The following is a 14,545-nucleotide window of genomic DNA, read 5'->3' on the forward strand; positions in this document are numbered from 1 at the left end:
CCTGTGTCTTTGCACATAGTCCATCTTTTAGCTAAGAGGGTCTTCTTGTCTATGGGTATAAGCCGATGTGAGCAAAGAGTCCTTTTCCCAGCGGTCTGAAGCAGCCTTGAACTCTACGCTATAGATTTGCATGGAGTTCGCGATGACAGGGCAGTGCCCATGATAGGGCGTGCGTGTTTAGCCGCTTTTGTGCTTGCAGCAACATTCACCCATTTCCTGAAGCCTTCTTATCTTGCTTTTCCTGTTTGGCTGTGGCTAGGTGGCGCTGTTTTGAGCCTTTTTCTGGCCCAGCGTTTTTCTTTTTTCTACGTGTTGGTCTTCGCCTGTGTGGGGGCAGGCTATAGCGTTTGGCATATACAAGATCGACTTGCTCAATTTGTCCCGGCAGCGGATATCAATAAAGTCAGCCGGGTAGAGCTGGAGATTCAGTCCTTGATACAGGCCGGATCGAACTACCGACAGTTTCAAGCCAAGGTCTTGCGCTCTCAGCCCCCCGGTCTGCCCGAGCAGATTCTGGTTCGCTGGACTGCGGCTCAAGGTCATCGGTCCTTATACCGCGAACCGTCTGTGCAGCACTTTCCGGAGTTGATGCCCGGTCAACGTTGGCGTATGTCTTTATTAGTACGTCCGCCTCAAGGGGCGCGCAATCCCCATGGATTTGATGCGGAACGTCATGCCATGATTCAGGGCTGGCGGGCGGTGGGCAGTGTGCGAGGTCAGCCCGAACGCTTGGCCTTTGATCCGGCGCAGTCCTGGTCCACCTGGACGCAGCGCCTGCGTCACCATTTGCGCGGCACGTTGGGGCCCTATGTGCAAGAAAGGCGCTGGGGCGGGGTGATGCTGGCCTTGTCTTTGGGTGATCAGGCCAGTATTGCCCCGTCGGATTGGCTGATCTTCAATCGCACTGGGCTGACGCATTTGGTGTCCATCAGCGGCACGCACGTAACGTTCCTGGCCGTGTTGCTGGCTGCGGTCGTGTCCTGGTGCTGGCGACGGCTTCGTTGGGGGCGCTGGGTATTGGCCCAACAGATACCCGCTCCAGTTGCCGCCACTTACATAGGTATTGCTGCAGCGGGCGCGTATTGCGTGATAGCGGGCTGGGGCGTCCCCGCGCAGCGTACGTTTTTGATGTTGCTGGTGCTGGGCGTCTGCCGTATTCGGGGATTGCATTTGGGAGCCAGCCGTACCTTGCTGATTGCCGCCCTGTGTGTGGTTTTGCACGATCCGTGGTCGGGGTTGACCACGGGTTTTTATCTTTCTTTCGCCGCTGTTTCCGTCCTGTTTGCTTTTGGCTATTTGATGGGGCAAGTGCCGCAGCCGGGATCGTGGTGGCAGCGCTGGGGGCGGCGAATCTGGGTTGCGACGCAACTGCAAGTGCTGATCACTTTAGCTTTATTGCCAGCACTGGCGCCCTTGTTTCATGAGATTTCGTTAGCCTCCTTGCCTGCGAACGCCTACGCCATCACCTTGATTGGTTCGATTGTGACGCCTTTGGTGCTGCTCTTGTTGCTTCTGGCGGCGCTGCAGGCCCCGCCGACCTGGTGCGAATCTGTCGCCTATTTTGCTCATGCGGTGTTGGACTTCACCATGCAGCCTACGGTCTGGTTGGCCGAGCACAGTCTTGCCAGCGTGCCCGTGCCTGCCCAGCATTGGGCGTGGACGGTTCTGGCTTTGCTGGGGGTCTTGTTGATGCTCTTGCCTAAAGGTTTCGTGTCCCGTTTGAGCGGCTTGTCTTTGTTGTTGCCCGCACTGACCTTACGCCCCTCCTTGTTGCAGGAAGGGGATTGGGACCTGTTCGCCTTGGATGTCGGCCAAGGCAGTGCCGTGGTGCTGCGTACTCGAAGTCAGGTGTTGTTATTTGATGTTGGAAACCGCTATGGCCCCGATTCTGATGAGGGCAAGCGCAGCATTGCGCCTTGGTTGAAGGCCAAGGGAATAGGGCGGGTAGACACGCTGGTACTGTCTCATGCGGATATGGACCATGTGGGTGGAGCGCGCAGCGTATTAGCGGCGGTGCCGGTTGGTCGCTCCTATAGCAGCTTTGACCTGGACGCTCATTTGAGTCGGGAGGAGCGTTTACTGAGTGTGCCTGCTGGCTCCTCTATGCGCCCGCAGCAGGCCTTGCGTTGCGAGCAGGATGTGAGCTGGGAGGTAGACGGTGTACGTTTCCGGTTCTGGTGGCCGCCTGCTGACGAGGCCAGTTTCAAGGCTGCCTATGGGCGCGAGGAAGACAAAAACGCCATTAGCTGTGTGCTGGAGGTCCAAGGCCCCAGACACAGTGCCTTGCTGTTGGGCGATGCGGGCGTGGCACAGGAACAGGCCATTGTGGCGGCAGGTTTGGGACCTATTGATGTCGTGGTGGTCGGGCATCACGGGTCCCGCACGTCCTCGGGGGCGCATTTCGTCAAACAGATGCAGGCCGGGTTGGCGATTGCTCAATTGGGTTGGTGGAACCGCTTTAACCATCCGTATCCGTTGGTACAAGCGCGTTGGGAACGGTCCGGCGCTTTATTCTTGCGTACTGATCAATGGGGTGCCCTGACGGTGGAGTCGCGCCCCTCGGCGCTCTATTATTTTGGAGAGCGTGATCGCTATGCTCGCTACTGGCAATCTCCTGTGCCACCCTGACAGCAGGATAGAAACGGCACAGTAAAGCCTTCGGGCTGGGCTACAATGGTTCTTTATCCGTCAAATTCTGGTCTGAGCGTTCATGACAACTGATCTTCAGGAGCCGCGCCTTAATTGGCTTATGTGTGCCAGTGCCTCGGGTACGCACCGTATGGCGTACTGGGAGTGGGGCGATCCAAGTAACGACCACGTCTTGATGTGCGTGCATGGTTTGACGCGCACGGGCCGGGATTTTGATCAATTGGCCCAGCGTCTGTCCAAACGCTACCGCGTAGTAGCCCCCGATATTGTCGGGCGTGGTCGCTCGGATTGGCTGATTGATCCGACCGCTTACGCTATCCCCCAATACGTCGCCGACATGTTGGTGCTGATTGCCCGTTTGCAACCGGCGCGACTGGATTGGGTAGGCACGTCCATGGGCGGTTTGATTGCCCTGGGCTTACACGGAGCGCAAACGATGTCGGCCTTGTTGCGTCCGGCTCGCCCCGGCCCCGGTCTGGGTACCGAGCCACTGACATTGCCCTTGGGTCGAGTCGTTCTGAACGATGTAGGCCCGGTGCTGGATATGACAGGCTTGCAACGCATCAGTGAGTACGTCGGTCAGTCCGTGCTGTTTGATACGTTCGAGCAGGCGGTGGAGTATGTACGCTCTGTTTCGGCTTCCTTTGGCGAGCATTCGGCCCAAGAGTGGGCGGAAATGTCCCGCCATGTGTTTGTGGAGCATGAAGGCAAATGGCGCCGCCATTACGACTTGCGCCTGTCGCTTGCCTTTGCTCACCAGGCGGACGTGGATTTGGACGCGGCACAGGCTTTATTGTGGGGCGCTTATGAGAGTTTGCCTGACAAGGTGCTGATCGTACGCGGCCAACAGTCCGATCTTTTGAAACCGGAAGTGGTACAGGACATGTTGCAGCGTAATCCCAATTCGCAACTGGTGACCATTCCCAATGTGGGGCATGCGCCCATGCTGCGCAATGCCGAGCAAATCGACCCCATCGACTATTTTCTTGCTGGATAGCCCCTTATGAGTGTTCAGGCCCGCTTGCCCGTTGATTTGCATTGCCATTCCATTTATTCAGATGGTGTGCTCAGCCCGGCGGAGCTAGCCGCGCGTGCGCATGCTAACGGTGTGAAACTGTGGGCCCTGACGGATCATGATGAAATCGGTGGCTTGAAACTGGCCCGGCACTATGCCGAGGAGCTGGGCATGTGTTTTGTGGATGGGGTGGAAATCTCCGTCACTTGGGCAAATAAGACCATTCATATTGTGGGTTTGGGGGTGGACCCCGATCATTCTGCCTTACAGCAGGCGCTGCATGATGTGCGTGCTGGCCGTGGACAGCGCGCGCGTCAAATGGGTGAGCGCCTGGCAAATCTGGGTTTCCCCGATGCCTATGAAGGGGCCGTCCCATTTGCGGCCAACCCTGAATTGATCAGCCGTACGCACTTTGCCCGTTTCCTGGTGCAGAAAGGATATTGCGCTGATATGAATGAAGCCTTTCGCCGCTATCTGGCAGATGGCAAGCCCGCCGCAGTAGAAACGGTCTGGGCCAGGCTGGAAGAGGCGGTGGGCTGGATACGCGAGTCTGGCGGCAAGGCCATTATTGCTCACCCCGCACGGTATGAATTGGACGATACCCGCAGTCATGCCTTATATGCCCAGTTTCTAGAACTGGGCGGCGTGGGTATTGAGGTGCTGACGGGCAGCCACACACCGCAGGAATACAGCGTGTATACCCAGGTAGCACGTCGCTATGGTTTTGAAGTGTCCTGTGGGTCGGATTTTCATGGTCCCAACGAAGGGCGTGTGGATTTAGGCGGTCTACCACCTTTGCCCTCGGGGTTGAAACCCGTTTGGCAGGAGTGGCTCTAGCAGGAGCCTTGAAAGCGATGAATAAAGCCTTTGTGAAAGAGTCCGATCAGGACGATGACGACGATCTGGACTCCCCGGCCAGTGCGTTGCCCAGTGGCACCAAGAATTACATGACAGTCTTGGGCTACCGCCGCTTGCGTGGCGAACTGACGCATTTAATGAACAAAGAACGTCCCGAAGTGGTGCAGATTGTCTCGTGGGCTGCCTCCAACGGTGACCGTTCCGAAAACGGCGATTACCTGTACGGCAAAAAGCGCCTGCGGGAAATTGACCGCCGTATCCGTTTCTTGACCAAGCGTCTGGAAATTGCCGAGGTGGTCGATCCCGGCTTGCAGCCCAATCCTGATCAGGTGTTTTTTGGCGCGACGGTTGTTTATAGCGATAGTCAGGGCGAAGAGTTCACCATCACCATTGTGGGGGTGGACGAGGCCGAGCCGCTGCAAGGCCGCATCAGTTGGATTTCTCCGGTGGCCCGCGCTCTGATCAAGGCGCGTGAAGGCGACACCGTGGTGCTGCGTACCCCGGCTGGCAAGGAAGAGCTGGATATTCTGGAAGTGTCCTATCCCGAGCCTGCGCCAGCCCCTGATCTGGATGGAGACAGCCCGATTTGAACGCCGTACCGGGTCCGTATTGGAGATTACGGGGCGCCAATCGCTCCGGCCCCTCAAGACGTCTTGTCGAGCTTGTCGGGTGCGCTGTGTCTTCAGCCCGGGTCGCGTCACCTTTGTTTGAACTGAATCTTCCCTTTTTCTGCACGCCATTTGCCGATGTGACCTCTTGTGTCGCTTCCGGTTAAAATGGCGTGTTTTCTATTTCTCCCACCTTTTTTGCCCCTCCCGTATCGTGAGCCAAATCCTGTACTTCCCCGGTTCGTCCGTGCTCTCCGCATTTCGTCGTGAGCGTTTGCTAGAGCGTGTCGAGCAGCGCCAACTGCCTGTTGCCGACATTCTTGCCTTGCACGAATACTATGTCTGGACTGAAGAGTCCGGTCTGGATGCCAGTGCGCGCCAGCACCTGAGCGATCTGCTGGACGATGGTCTGCCTGCGCTGGACCCTGAGCCGCCTAAAGGCGCCCTGGTTCTGCGAGTCGTTCCTCGTTTGGGGACCGTCTCGCCCTGGGCCAGTAAAGCGACTGACATCGCCCATAACTGTGGCTTGCAAGCGGTACGCCGTATCGAGCGTGGCGTGCGCTACATCATCACCCCCAAGCGTGGCTTGTTAGGCGCTAAAGAGCTGGATCAGGCGCAGCTGGAGCAACTGGCTGCCTTGCTGCACGATCGCATGACCGAGACGGTAGTGGGCCTGGATTTTGACGGTCAGGACCTGTTCACGCAGTTGGAAGGCAAACCTATTCAGACCGTAGATGTGCTGGGCGGTGGCGTGGCAACCTTGAAGCAGGCCAACGAGGAAATGGGCCTGGCGCTGTCCGAGGACGAAATTGAATACCTGATGGATGCTTTCACACGTCTGGGTCGTAACCCGCACGATGTGGAGCTGATGATGTTCGCACAAGCCAATAGCGAACACTGCCGTCACAAGATTTTTAACGCGCAGTGGGTGATTGACGGTCAAAACCAGGGCAAGACCTTGTTTGGCATGATCCGCGAAACTCACGCCGCTCAGCCTGAAAACACCGTGGTGGCCTATGCGGATAACGCTGCCATCATGACGGGTGGCCCTGCCACCTTGTTCCACGCCGGTATCAACGATCAGGCCAACGAGCCCGTGTATCAGCGCCATGACGCGCTGGTGCATACCTTGATGAAGGTGGAAACCCACAATCACCCCACCGCAATTGCTCCATTCCCTGGTGCGTCTACCGGTGCCGGTGGCGAAATTCGGGACGAAGGCGCAACCGGTCGTGGTTCCAAGCCCAAAGCGGGTTTGACTGGCTTTACCGTGTCCAATCTGTGTTTCCCTGAGCAAATGGAACCTTGGGAAAAAGACTCCCATGGCATTCCTGACCGTATCGCCAGCCCGCTGGACATCATGATTGAAGGCCCGATAGGTGGTGCTGCCTTCAATAACGAATTTGGTCGTCCTAACCTCTTGGGCTACTTCCGTACCTTTGAACAAACGGCAGGCGATCAGCGCTGGGGCTACCACAAGCCCATCATGATTGCCGGTGGTCTGGGCTCGATTGACGATCGCCTGACTCACAAAGACCCGCTACCCGTGGGCGCCTTGCTGATTCAGCTTGGTGGCCCCGGTATGCGTATTGGTATGGGTGGCGGTGCTGCTTCCAGTATGGGTGTGGGGGCGAACCGTGCCGAACTGGATTTTGACTCCGTGCAGCGTGGCAACCCGGAAATGGAACGCCGTGCTCAGGAAGTGATCGACCGCTGCTGGCAGCAAGGCCAGAACAACCCCATTATTGCCATCCACGACGTGGGGGCGGGTGGTCTGTCCAACGCATTCCCTGAACTGGTGAACGATGCCGAGCGTGGCGCCATTTTTGAATTGACTCGCGTTCCGTTGGAAGAGTCGGGTCTGTCGCCTGCTGAAATCTGGTCCAACGAATCCCAGGAGCGTTACGTCCTGGCCATTCTGCCCCAGGACTTGTCGCGCTTCGAGCGTATCGCTCAGCGTGAGCGTTGCCCCTTTGCTGTAGTGGGCGTGGCAACCGAAGAGCGTCAATTGCGCGTGACTTTCGGCGAGGGCCTGCCGGGTGTGGACGAAGTGCACACCCCCAAAAGCATCGAGGAGCGTCCTGTTGACGTGCCTATGGATGTGATTCTGGGTAAAGCCCCGCGCATGGAGCGTGACGTCAAGCGTCTGGACGGCGTGGCCGAACAGTTGGACCTGACCGTTATTCCGTTGACTGAAGCCATGCACCGGGTGCTGCGCCACCCCACCGTGGCCAACAAGACTTTCCTGATCAGCATTGGCGACCGCAGTGTGGGTGGCCTGTGCAGCCGCGATCAGATGGTTGGCCCTTGGCAAGTGCCTGTGGCCGATTGTGCTGTGACGCTGGCCGATTTTGAAGGCGTGCGTGGCGAAGCCATGTCCATGGGCGAGCGTAGCCCTAGCGCTATGATCGACGCTGCTGCCTCGGGCCGTATGGCTGTGGCTGAAGCCCTGACTAACTTGGTCGCCAGCGATGTGCGTGACCTGAAAGACGTCAAATTGTCCGCCAACTGGATGGCCGCTTGCGGTGTAGATGGCCAGGACGCTGCCTTGTTCGACACCGTTCAGGCTGTCAGCCAGTGGTGCCAGAGCCTGGGTCTGTCCATTCCGGTGGGCAAGGACTCCTTGTCCATGCGTACCAGTTGGGAACAAGACGGTGAATCCCGTCAGGTGATCTCGCCCGTTTCCCTGGTTGTGACCGCTTTTGCCCAAGTGGCCGATGTGCGTCGCACACTGACCCCTCAACTGCAGACCAATGTGGGCGACACCGCGCTGGTCTTGATCGACTTGGGGCAGGGCAAGCAGCGCATGGGCGCCTCCGTATTGGCTCATGCCTTCAATCAGGTTGGCCAGTCCGTACCGGATATGCAGGATGCCCAAGCCATGCTGGCGTTTGTAAAGGTGATTCGCCAATTGGCCGATCAGGATCTGATTCTGGCCTACCACGACCGTTCCGACGGGGGTTTGGCCGCGACTGTGGCCGAAATGGCCTTTGCCGGTCACACAGGCGTGTCCGTGAATCTGGATATGCTGACCATCGATCCGCATGCTGCCGATTGGGGTGACTACAAGATTCGCGCCGAACAGGTTTCCGTACAGCGTGATGAAATCACCTTGCGTGCCTTGTTCAATGAAGAAGCGGGTGCGGTTATTCAGGTGCCGTTGGCCCAGCGTGATCAGGTCATGCAAACCCTGCGTGAAGCGGGCTTGTCGGCCCACTCCCACGTGATTGGTGGCTTGAACAAGACCGATCAGGTCGAGTTCTACCGTGATGGCGCTTGCATTTACCAGGCCCCTCGTGTGGAACTGGCGCAACAGTGGAGTGAAGTTAGCCGCCGCATCATGGAGCGCCGCGATAACCCCGCTTGCGCACAGGCTGAATTTGATCGCTGGGAAGACGTGCAAGACCCCGGTATTACGCCGCGCGTCCTGTTCAACCCGCAGGAAGATATTGCTGCTCCTTTCATCGCTACCGGCAAGCGCCCCCGCGTGGCAATCTTGCGCGAACAGGGGTGCAATAGCCAAGTCGAAATGGCCTGGGCATTTGACACCGCCGGTTTCGATGCTGTGGACGTACACATGACCGACTTGCTGTCGGGTCGCGCATCGCTGGAAGGCATGCAGGGCATGGTGGCCGTGGGTGGTTTCAGCTACGGCGACGTTCTGGGCGCGGGTGAAGGCTGGGCCAAGACCATTCGTTTCAACAATCAATTGTCCGACCAGTTTGCAGCCTTCTTCGGTCGCAGCGACACCTTCGGTCTGGGTATTTGTAATGGTTGCCAGATGATGGCTGCCCTGGCTCCCATGATTCCAGGTGCGGAGTTCTGGCCACGCTTTACCCGTAACCAGTCGGAAAAGTATGAGGCTCGGTTCTCCAGTGTGGAAATCGCTGCTTCGCCATCCTTGTTCTTCAAGGGCATGGAAGGTACGCGCCTGCCCGTGGCTGTTGCTCACGGTGAAGGCTTTGCCAACTTCCAGCGTCAAGGCGATGTCTCCAAGGTCGCCGCTGCGGTTCACTTTGTGGATCACCGTGGTCAACACACCGAGCAATACCCACTGAACCCCAACGGCAGCCCTTACGGTTTGACGGGTGTCACCACGGCAGATGGCCGCTTTACCATCATGATGCCTCACCCGGAACGCGTGACGCGTAACGTCATGATGTCCTGGACGCCAGAGCAGTGGGGCGCCGCCGATCAGGGGGCTGATCAGATGGCAAATGGTGGATTTACTCCCTGGATGCGGATGTTTCGCAACGCTCGGGTCTGGATTGCGTAATTGCTTACGCGTATAATCGATTTTTGGACGGAGTTATAAAAGCATGCGTCTCATCAAGAAAGCACTGACCTTCGACGATGTGTTGTTGGTTCCCGCTTACTCCGAGGTTCTGCCTCGTGATACATCCTTGCTCACCCGCTTTACGCGGGACATCACCCTGAATATTCCTCTGGTTTCGGCTGCCATGGATACGGTAACCGAAGCGCGCTTGGCTATTGCCATGGCACAGGAAGGCGGTATCGGAATCATCCATAAGAACCTGACGGCTGATGCCCAGGCACGTGAAGTTGCACGTGTGAAGCGTCACGAGTTCGGTATCGTGATTGACCCGGTTACTGTCACGCCCACCATGAAGGTGCGCGATGCCATCAATCTGCAACGTCAACACGGAATTTCCGGTCTGCCTGTGGTGGAAGCCGGCAAGTTGGTAGGTATTGTTACCAACCGCGATCTGCGCTTTGAAGACCGCCTGGATCTGCCTTTGCGTGATGTCATGACGCCTCAAGAGCGTTTGATCACCATGCACGAAGGCGCCACGCTGGACGAGGCGCAGGCCCTGATGCACCGCCACCGCCTGGAGCGCGTGCTGATCGTTAACGATCAGTTCCAGCTGCGTGGTCTGGCAACGGTTAAGGATATTGTCAAAAACACCGAGCACCCTCTGGCCAGCAAAGACAGCCACGGTCAGTTGCGCGTTGGCGCTGCGGTCGGTGTGGGTGACGGTACCGAAGAACGTGTCGAAAAACTGGCCGCAGCCGGTGTGGACGTGGTGGTGGTGGACACTGCCCACGGTCACTCCCGTGGTGTTATCGAACGCGTTCGCTGGGTCAAGAAGAATTTCCCTCGCATTCAGGTTATTGGCGGCAACATTGCTACCGCTGATGCCGCTCGTGCTCTGGTCGAGGCCGGTGCAGATTGCGTCAAGGTCGGTATCGGCCCTGGCTCTATTTGTACGACTCGTATCGTGGCCGGTGTGGGGGTCCCTCAAATTACAGCAATTGCTGACGTTGCCAAGGCACTGGAAGGTACTGGCGTACCTTTGATCGCTGACGGCGGTATCCGCTTCTCCGGCGATGTGTCCAAGGCTTTGGCCGCGGGTGCATCCGCTTGCATGATGGGCGGTATGTTTGCCGGTACCGAAGAGTCTCCCGGCGAAGTGGTGCTGTTCCAGGGCCGTTCGTACAAGTCCTACCGCGGTATGGGTAGCTTGGGCGCCATGGTCGATGGTTCGGCTGACCGCTACTTCCAGGATCCTTCGAACAACGCTGACAAGCTGGTTCCAGAAGGTATTGAAGGCCGTGTACCTTACAAGGGCAGTGTTATTGCCATTATTTACCAACTGATTGGCGGCATCCGTGCTTCCATGGGCTACTGCGGTTGCAAATCCATTGAGGAATTGCACACCAAGGCCGAGTTCGTGGAAATTACGGCTGCGGGCGTACGTGAGTCTCACGTGCATGATGTGCAGATCACCAAGGAAGCGCCGAACTACCGCGCGGACTGATCTTAGCCAGTCTCTTGCATGCCAGAAACCGCCAGCCTTTTGGTTGGCGGTTTTTTTATGTCAAATTTGGCTGATCGGATGATAGAGGGTGGCCTTGTTTTTGATCAGGGCGTGAAGGTGGCTAGCTAACTGTTTGGAGATGCTGGCACAACAGTCAAATTCTATTACCATGGCTTATCGTGTGGAGCACCGTGCGGGTAATGTATCTAGCGGCCTGCACAATTAACGCGATTTTCATGACTAGCTTCGCTCCTTGTTTTCCTGTTTTTACTCATCATTCAGATATGTAAAGGAGAGTATGTATGGAACTTAAGCCTGGCCCTAAACCTGTTGCCAAATCAACGGGTAAGCTCGATCAGCGTCGTCGTGACAACAAACAAACCCCTGGAAATACGTCAGCCCTTAAACCTAGTAAGCCTAAGAAATAGCTTCTTTCGCTTTGATTGCTTTTCCATATCGCAGACGCTGCGTGGGAGAAGGATTGAATCGATTCAATAGCCGATTCTGGTCATGATGTGTTTTAACCTGAGTCCAGTGCAAGGACTCAGGTTTTTTAGTTTATTGAAGAAGCCGTTTTGGGGAATAGCGCTTATGGTAGGGTTTGAAAAGTTGGGCCGTAAGCTTGTTATTCAGAGGCTTGGCTCCAGGTCGATACCATTGAGTGCATGAGGGCCGCCGCTGTCCGGCGATATGAGAAAGTGCTCCACGCAAATTCTATTGTCCTGGCGGCCAGGTTTTCCCACAGGCTGACTAGTCTGCAATCTCTAACAGCAAGCGGCTCAGCAGATCCGGGTGGGTAATCGCCGCGCTATGTCCGCTTTCCAATTCACGGAACTCCCAATCCTTCTGCTGGCGGGCCCACTCGCGAGACGTGTCTACGCCGCGAAAAGTCGGCTGCGTGCAGGAAATATAGGAGCAGGGCCGGGAATTGCCGATAACCGGGTTCTGCAATAGCAAAGCCGATTTGTAAACGCTAAGCGGCTGCGGCGTCAGGCGGTTTCCAACGAAGTGCAAATCCTCTGTAGCATGCAAGCCCAACGCGCTAAGGGGAGGAGGGGGGACGGCGGGGATTGTGCTTTGGCCGGCCGAGGCGATCATGTTTTCCACCATTTTTTCAGGTAGGGTATCAAACGTGCTCGTACCATTGGGCAGGATAAAGGCATCCAGATAAATCAGATGGCGTATGCAACGGGGCATGACATCGGCCACACCACTAATCACCAGTCCACCAAAACTGTGGCCCACCAAAATGACATTGGACAGTTCCTCCCAACGTATCAAATTAGCGACATCGTCCACAAAGGTATTCAGGGTGATGTTTGGGTTGAGCAAGTGGCTGCGTTCGCCCAGGCCGGTCAGCGTAGGGGTATAGACTTTATGGCCTTTGGCCTGCAGCCGTGAGGCCAGCCGGGACCAACACCAACCACCATGCCAGGCGCCGTGAACCAGCACAAACGTCAGGCTGTCGGATACCTCGTCGGTATCTTCCTGGCATTCGTAGGCAAAGCTGTGCGAGCGATCGCTGGCGGGACCGGGAGCAGGGATATAGCTGCCGCCGCTTTGCTGTGGACCGGCCTGTGCAGGTCGGGATTCATGGTGTTCATTGAGCTCGCTCGGATGAGGGGTACGACTCGAAGACATGCTGAAACTCCCAAAATGGCTGCATGTACTGTAGCTGCCTTGCCGCATGAATACCAGTGATGCAGGACAATTTCAGCCTGGAGTATTTCTGCGGCTCCCTAAGCGGCGCTACACAGCGTAAAATAGATCCTTTACCGCTTTATTATTGGCTCGATACTTTCATGCACCAGCGAATTCTGATTCTTGATTACGGCTCCCAGGTCACCCAGCTTATTGCGCGTCGTGTACGCGAAGCCGGTGCTTACTGTGAAATTCACCCCGGTGATGTCAGCGATGAATTCATCCGTTCCCAAGAAGGCCTGAAAGGGATCATTCTGTCGGGCAGCCACGCTTCTGTCTACGCCGAAGACGCCCTTCAAGTGCCCGCTGCTGCTTTTAATGCCGGCGTACCCGTTCTGGGCATTTGCTATGGCATGCAAGCCATGGCCCGCCAACTGGGTGGCGTTACGGAAGGCTCGGACAAGCGTGAATTCGGTTACGCCGAAGTCCGCGCTCACGGCCACACCAAGCTGCTGGACGGTATCCAGGATTTCACCACGGCAGAAGGCCACGGCATGCTTAAAGTCTGGATGAGCCACGGTGACAAGGTCACTGCGCTGCCTCCTGGCTTCAAACTGATGGCTTCCACGCCCACCTGCCCCATCGCCGGTATGGCCGATGAAGATCGCGGCTTTTATGCTGTCCAGTTCCACCCCGAAGTCACCCATACCGTCCAAGGTGCTGCCTTGTTCCAACGCTTTGTGCGCGACATCTGCGGTTGCGTGGGCGACTGGAACATGCCGGACTACGTGCAAGAGGCTATTGCCAATATTCGTGAACAAGTTGGCGACGAAGAAGTTATCTTGGCCCTGTCCGGTGGTGTGGATTCCTCCGTTGCTGCCGCTTTGATCCACCAGGCTATCGGCGACAAGCTGACCTGCGTATTCGTGGATCACGGCCTGCTGCGTCTGAACGAAGCCCAGCAAGTCATGAGCACCTTCGCCGACAATATGGGTTTGAAAATCATCCATATCGACGCTTCCGACCGCTTCCTGGGCAAACTGGCCGGTGTTACCGATCCAGAAGCCAAGCGCAAGATCATTGGCCGCGAATTTGTGGAAATCTTCCAGGAAGAAGCCGCGAAACTTAGCAACGCCCGCTGGTTGGCCCAAGGCACAATCTACCCGGACGTCATCGAATCTGCCGCTGCCAAATCCGGTAAAGCCACTGGCATCAAATCCCACCACAACGTGGGTGGCCTGCCAGACACGCTGAACCTGAAGTTGCTGGAGCCCCTGCGCGAACTGTTCAAAGACGAAGTGCGCAAACTGGGCGTAGCCCTGGGCCTGCCACCCGCAATGGTCTACCGTCACCCCTTCCCAGGCCCAGGCTTGGGCGTCCGTATCCTGGGTGAAATCAAGCGCGAATATGCAGACCTGCTGCGCCAAGCTGATGCCATCTTCATCGAAGAGTTGCGCAACACCGTCGACCAAGAAACCGGCAAGAACTGGTACGACCTGACTTCTCAGGCCTTCACTGTTTTCCTGCCCGTGAAAAGCGTAGGCGTGATGGGCGACGCCCGTACCTACGAATACGTTGTTGCCATGCGCGCAGTACAGACAACCGACTTCATGACGGCTGACTGGGCTGAACTGCCATACTCGCTGCTCAAGCGTACCTCTGGCCGCATCATCAACGAAGTACGCGGCATTAATCGTGTGACCTACGACGTAAGCAGCAAGCCGCCAGCGACGATTGAGTGGGAATGATTCCGCGTCTGGCACAGCCAGGCACCTGATGGCATGAAATGCCGCTAAGCCCGCGTAATTGCGGGCTTTTTTTTGTTTGTGTTTGGCACGATCTGGCAACGGGAGGAAGCGCCAAGCACCGTTTGAGCATGGCATTAAAGCTGGTATTATGGTTTGGCGATGCCATGATTGATGCCGATACCATGCTGCGTTCTTTTGTGTGTTCATGGTATTAATATTCTATAAGTTACTGTTTCGTAAGAAAAA

At 56.7% G+C, this 14,545-nt stretch carries 8 protein-coding genes; 7 read left to right on the forward strand and 1 reads right to left on the reverse strand.

Annotation, left to right across the window (positions count from 1 at the left end):
* Positions 1-159: 159 nt before the first annotated feature.
* From AC6I6N_RS01755 to guaB, 6 genes are all read left to right on the forward strand, one after another.
* Complete coding sequence (locus AC6I6N_RS01755; RefSeq protein ID WP_497942830.1) at positions 160-2,628, forward strand: DNA internalization-related competence protein ComEC/Rec2; 2,469 nt, start codon at positions 160-162, stop codon at positions 2,626-2,628.
* A gap of 121 nt (positions 2,629-2,749) precedes the next feature.
* The gene (locus tag AC6I6N_RS01760) at positions 2,750-3,646 is read left to right on the forward strand and encodes an alpha/beta fold hydrolase (protein WP_094196443.1); all 897 of its coding nucleotides are present in this window, start codon (positions 2,750-2,752) and stop codon (positions 3,644-3,646) included.
* A 6-nt stretch (positions 3,647-3,652) separates the two neighbouring features.
* Positions 3,653-4,501, forward strand: a complete 849-nt coding sequence (locus tag AC6I6N_RS01765; protein ID WP_094196444.1) for a PHP domain-containing protein — start codon at positions 3,653-3,655, stop codon at positions 4,499-4,501.
* 17 nt (positions 4,502-4,518) lie between these two features.
* Positions 4,519-5,112, forward strand: a complete 594-nt coding sequence (gene greB / locus AC6I6N_RS01770) for a transcription elongation factor GreB (RefSeq protein WP_094196445.1) — start codon at positions 4,519-4,521, stop codon at positions 5,110-5,112.
* Between the two features lie 232 nt (positions 5,113-5,344).
* Positions 5,345-9,406, forward strand: a complete 4,062-nt coding sequence (purL, locus tag AC6I6N_RS01775; RefSeq protein ID WP_230018548.1) for a phosphoribosylformylglycinamidine synthase — start codon at positions 5,345-5,347, stop codon at positions 9,404-9,406.
* Positions 9,407-9,449: 43 nt separating this feature from the next.
* Complete coding sequence (gene guaB / locus AC6I6N_RS01780) at positions 9,450-10,910, forward strand: IMP dehydrogenase (protein ID WP_094196447.1); 1,461 nt, start codon at positions 9,450-9,452, stop codon at positions 10,908-10,910.
* A gap of 750 nt (positions 10,911-11,660) precedes the next feature.
* Here guaB and AC6I6N_RS01785 read toward each other — a convergent pair.
* Positions 11,661-12,551 (reverse strand): alpha/beta fold hydrolase, encoded by an 891-nt coding sequence (locus AC6I6N_RS01785; RefSeq protein ID WP_094196448.1) that lies wholly within the window; start codon positions 12,549-12,551, stop codon positions 11,661-11,663.
* Between the two features lie 161 nt (positions 12,552-12,712).
* Between AC6I6N_RS01785 and guaA the strand changes: the two genes are divergently transcribed.
* Positions 12,713-14,299 carry a glutamine-hydrolyzing GMP synthase gene (gene guaA, locus AC6I6N_RS01790; RefSeq protein ID WP_094198327.1) on the forward strand — a complete coding sequence of 529 codons (1,587 nt, stop codon included), beginning with the start codon at positions 12,713-12,715 and terminating at the stop codon, positions 14,297-14,299.
* Positions 14,300-14,545: the final 246 nt, after the last annotated feature.

The organism is Alcaligenes sp. LTN-3, from assembly GCF_059735605.1.

Excerpts from the sequence above, each read along its gene's own strand:
- AC6I6N_RS01755 (WP_497942830.1), top strand. The coding sequence starts at position 160 with ATGATAGGGCGTGCGTGTTTAGCCGCTTTTGTGCTTGCAGCAACATTC.
- AC6I6N_RS01760 (WP_094196443.1), top strand. The coding sequence starts at position 2,750 with ATGTGTGCCAGTGCCTCGGGTACGCACCGTATGGCGTACTGGGAGTGG.
- AC6I6N_RS01765 (WP_094196444.1), top strand. The coding sequence starts at position 3,653 with ATGAGTGTTCAGGCCCGCTTGCCCGTTGATTTGCATTGCCATTCCATT.
- greB (WP_094196445.1), top strand. The coding sequence starts at position 4,519 with ATGAATAAAGCCTTTGTGAAAGAGTCCGATCAGGACGATGACGACGAT.
- guaB (WP_094196447.1), top strand. The coding sequence starts at position 9,450 with ATGCGTCTCATCAAGAAAGCACTGACCTTCGACGATGTGTTGTTGGTT.
- AC6I6N_RS01785 (WP_094196448.1), bottom strand. The coding sequence starts at position 12,551 with ATGTCTTCGAGTCGTACCCCTCATCCGAGCGAGCTCAATGAACACCAT.
- guaA (WP_094198327.1), top strand. The coding sequence starts at position 12,713 with ATGCACCAGCGAATTCTGATTCTTGATTACGGCTCCCAGGTCACCCAG.